The organism is Tahibacter caeni, from assembly GCF_024609805.1.
GTDB lineage: Bacteria > Pseudomonadota > Gammaproteobacteria > Xanthomonadales > Rhodanobacteraceae > Tahibacter > Tahibacter caeni.
Genome location: NZ_JANFVR010000494.1, coordinates 1 through 2,500, shown reverse-complemented (window position 1 = coordinate 2,500; position 2,500 = coordinate 1). Strand labels below are relative to the sequence as shown.

The following is a 2,500-nucleotide window of genomic DNA, read 5'->3' as shown; positions in this document are numbered from 1 at the left end:
TCGCGGCCGCGTCCGCCGCCGCCGCGGGCCTGAGCCTGCCGCGCCTCCTGCGCGGCGCGGCGGCAGCGGCCGACCACCGCGACGACTGGGCCTGGCTGGTCGGCAACTGGGACGTCTCGCACCGGCGCCTCAAGCGGCGTCTGGCCGGCTCGGACGATTGGGAGGTGTTCGGCGGCAAGAGCGCGCTGTGGCTCGCGATGGGCGGTCTGGGCACGATCGACGACAACCTGCTGGAGCTGCCGGCCGGAGTCTATCGCGGCCTGACCGTGCGCACGTACGACGCGGCCAGCGACGCCTGGTCGATCTGGTGGCTGGACGGCCGCGAGCCGGCGCGCCTGGACGCGCCGGTGCGCGGCCGTTTCGCCGGCGGGGCCGGCACCTTCGTCGGCGCCGACATCTTCGAGGGCCGGCCGATCCTCATGCGCTTCCGCTGGCTCGACCTGCACAGCGCGCGGCCGAACTGGGAGCAGGCGTTCTCGGCCGACGACGGCGCGAGCTGGGAGGTGAACTGGACCAACGCGTTCACGCGCACGGCCGCCGAGCCGACGCCGCTGCCGCTGCTCGACACGCGGCCGCACGACTTCGATTTCCTGGTCGGCCGCTGGCGGGTCGCGCACCGCCGCCTGCGCCGGCGCCTGGCCGGCTGCACCGACTGGGACCGCTTCGACGGCACGCTCGTCAACTGGCCCGTGCTCGGCGGACACGGCAACGTCGGCGACAACCTCATGAATTTTCCGGCCGGCGCATTCCGCGGCATCGGCCTGCGCGCATTCGACGCGCGCCGCAGCGAATGGCTGAGCTGGTGGTTCGACGGCCGCACGCCGGCGACGCCGGGAGCGCCGCTGCGCGGCCGCTTCGCCGACGGGGTCGGCACGTTCCACGGCGACGACGTTCTCGACGGCCGCGCCGTGCTCACGCGCGTGCGCTGGTCGGCGATCACGCCGCAGTCGGCGCGCTGGGAGCAGGCCTGTTCCGGCGACGGCGGCCGCACCTGGGAAACGAACTGGATCAGCGAATTCACGCGCAGCGCCTGAACCCGGCAAGCTCGCGCACGGGCAGTCCTTAGCGATCCCTTTACCTCGTCGTGCGCCAGGGGTCACTAGAATCGCGCCGCCTTCGCGACTCAGGCTGCCCGACATGCCGCAACCGCCGCCCACACTCGTCGACAAGCTGCGCACGATCTGCCTGGATCTGCCCGAGGCCTGTGAGGAAGCCGCCTGGACCGGTATCCGCTGGTGCATACGCAAGAAGAACTTCGCCCACGTCGTGCAGATCGACGGCGGCTGGCCGCCGGTCTATGCGAGCGCGGCCGGCAGCGGCGGGCCGCTCAGCGTGCTGACGTTCCGCACGCCGCGGCCGGCCGCCGAGACGCCGCGCTTCGCGCGCGCGCCGTTCTTCCTGCCGCGCTGGTGGCCCGACATCGTCGGCCTGCGCCTGGACGCCGACAGCGACTGGGACCTCATCGAACCGCTGCTCGTCGCGAGCTATTGCACGCTCGCGCCGAAGGCGCTCGCGGCCGAGGTCGCCGCGCAGCGCGGCTGAGGCGGCGGCGCGCGGTGTAGCATGCGGCGGACTCACGCCCACCGCCGACGTCCATGGATCTGCGCCAGGCCCTGGCCCTGTTCGAAGCTGCGCTCGCCGTACCGGCGGCGCAGCGGCGCGCGCACGTCGCGACGGCCGCCGCCGGCGACGACGCGCTGTTCGCGAACGTGATGGCGCTGCTCGACGCGCACGAAGCCAGCGACGGCTTTCTGGAGCCCGCGGCGGCGCCAGCGGCGCCGCGAGAACTCGGCCCCTACCGGCTGATCGAACCGCTGGGCCAGGGCGGCATGGGCCAGGTCTGGCTCGCCGAGCGCCGGGACGGCCGCTTCGAGCAGCGCGTCGCAATCAAGATCTTCGCGAGCCTGCTCGGCGATCCCGACGCCCTGCGCCGCGCCGAACGCGAGCGCCAGTTCCTCGCCTGGCTCGAGCATCCGCACATCGCGCGCGTGCTCGACGGCGGCAGCACCGACGCCGGCCAGCCCTACGTCGTCATGGAATACGTGGCCGGCGAACGCATCGACCGGTGGTGCCGCAGCCGTGCGCTCGATCCGCGTGCGCGCGTCCTGCTGTTCCTGCAAGTGCTCGATGCGGTCGACGCGGTGCATCGCGCGCTGATCATTCATCGCGACCTGAAGCCCGGCAACATTCTCGTCGACACGGACGGCCGCGCGCGCCTGCTCGATTTCGGCATCGCCAAGTCGCTCGACGCGCGCATCACCGGCGCGACGCGTACGGGCCTGATGCCGCTGACGCCGGAATACGCGAGTCCCGAGCAGCTGCTGGACCGGCCGCTGACGACGGCCTGCGATCTCTACGCGCTGGGCCTGCTGCTCGACGAACTGCTGACCGGCCACGCGCGTCATGCCGGCATTCCCGTCGCCGAACTCGCGCGGCACATCGCCGACGCGCCGCCGCCGGCGCTGGTTGCGCGCGCCGACGCGGCGGCGCTGGGCCTCGC

General features: G+C 73.3%; 3 protein-coding genes. All 3 read left to right on the top strand.

All coding sequences use genetic code 11. The annotated features are described in order from the left end of the window. A partial coding sequence (locus tag NON22_RS23050) for a hypothetical protein (RefSeq protein WP_425508023.1) occupies window positions 1-1,034 on the top strand: 1,034 nt, incomplete at its 5' end. 103 nt (window positions 1,035-1,137) lie between these two features. Further along, entirely contained in the window at window positions 1,138-1,542 is a 405-nt protein-coding gene (locus tag NON22_RS23045) for a hypothetical protein (RefSeq protein ID WP_257389328.1), read from the top strand. Between the two features lie 53 nt (window positions 1,543-1,595). Beyond that, a partial coding sequence (locus NON22_RS23040; protein WP_257389327.1) for a serine/threonine-protein kinase occupies window positions 1,596-2,500 on the top strand: 905 nt, incomplete at its 3' end.